Raw genomic sequence first — 1,718 nt, 5'->3', positions numbered from 1 at the left:
CTAGAAGGCTGCTGAAAATCTCGGGTTCTGGCCCCGGCTCGGTGGAGTTGGGGCCAGTCTTGTAGGCATGCAGGGGGAATGGGCCGGGGAGATGGTCGGGCCGGATGTGTGGGAGACCTGCCGGGAGTTGATACCGGCCGGGAGCGTGTTCGCGTTTCTGGCCGAGCATCGGGAGGCACTGTTTCCGCCGGGGATGTTCGCCGACATGTACCCCTCGTCCAACGGTCGTCCGAGTCTGCCGCCGCAGGTCCTGGCCGCGACCGTGGTGCTGCAGAGCCTGCAGGGGCTGTCGGACTTCGAGACGGTCCAGGAGTTGCGGTGTGATCTGCGGTGGAAGGCCGCGTGCGGGCTCGGTTTGTACGACATGGCGTTCGATCCGTCGCTGCTGACGTACTTCCGGCGCCGGCTGCGCCACTCGGCCGATCCGATGCGGGTCTTCACCAAGGTCAGGGAGGTCGTGGCCGCGACCGGGGCGCTCAAGGGCAGGCAGCGGCGGGCGCTGGACTCCACCGTCCTCGATGACGCGGTGGCCACCCAGGACACCGTCACCCAGATCATCTCCGCCATCCGCCGGGTGATCCGCGAGGTCCCCGGGGCCCAGGAGGTGGCCGCGGAGCACTGCCGCGCGCACGACTACACCGACCCGGGCAAACCGAAGATCGCCTGGAACGACGAGCAGGCGCGCGCCGCGCTGGTCGATGCCCTGGTCACCGACACCCTCAACCTGCTCGGGCACCTGCCCGAGCAGGAGCTGGGCGAGAAGGCCGCGAACGCGGTGGGCCTGCTGGCCCTGGTCGCCGGGCAGGACGTGGAACCGGCCGAGGACTCCGACGGACGCGACGGACGCTGGCGCATCGCCCAGCGCACCGCGCCCGACCGGACGGTGTCCACCGTCGATCCCGACGCCCGGCACATCCACAAAAACCGCACCCGCCACCAGGACGGCTTCAAAGGACACGTCTCCTTCGAGCCGGAGAGCGGGCTGTTCACCGCCGTCGCTGTCACCGGCGGCTACGGTCCCGGCAACCACGAAGCGGCCGTTGCCCGTGATCTGCTGGACGGGGAGGACGAGGGACAGGAGTTAACCGTGCTCGGCGACTCCGCCTACGGCACCGGCGAGCTGCGTGAACAACTGCAGGCCGAGGGCCACACCCTGGTCATCAAACCACCGCCGCTGCGGCAGGTGGTCCCCGGCGGCTTCACCATCGACGACTTCCGCATCGACCCGGCGGCCGGCACCGCGACCTGCCCGGCCGGACACACCGCCAACCTCGGCCAGGTCAAAGCCGACGGGGCCCGCACCGCCCAGTTCAAACGCCTCTGCACCCACTGCCCCCTGCGCGGGCGCTGCACCACCTCCAAGACCGGACGCACCCTCAACGTCCACCCCCAGCACGAACTGCTGACCGCCGCCCGAGCGCAGGCCGCCACCGACACCGCCTGGCAGGACGAATACCGCAGATGGCGGCCCCCGGTCGAACGCGCCATCGCCTGGCTCGTCGCCCACGGGCACCGCCGCGTCCGCTACCGAGGCGTCATCGCCAACAACATCTGGCTCCACCACCGCGCAGCCGCACTCAACCTCCGCCGACTGATCAACCTCGGACTCACCCGAACCGGCACCACCTGGCACCTCACCCCAGCCACCGCATAGCGAAAAGGGCCGCCCGGCCCACGGCCGGACAGCCCCAACAACAAGATTTTCAGCAGCCTTCTAG

1 protein-coding gene is annotated in these 1,718 nt (G+C 69.8%); it reads left to right on the top strand.

The features are described 5' to 3' along the window. Positions 1-67 precede the first annotated feature (67 nt). Entirely contained in the window at positions 68-1,654 is a 1,587-nt protein-coding gene (locus tag ABTY98_RS42130; RefSeq protein WP_352226468.1) for an IS1182 family transposase, read from the top strand. Positions 1,655-1,718: the final 64 nt, after the last annotated feature.

This window comes from Streptomyces sp. NPDC096040 (genome assembly GCF_040303265.1).
Lineage (GTDB): Bacteria > Actinomycetota > Actinomycetes > Streptomycetales > Streptomycetaceae > Streptomyces.
This window is presented reverse-complemented; position numbering and strand designations above follow the sequence as displayed.

Coding starts and splice junctions, on each gene's coding strand:
- ABTY98_RS42130 (WP_352226468.1), top strand. CDS start 68: ATGCAGGGGGAATGGGCCGGGGAGATGGTCGGGCCGGATGTGTGGGAG.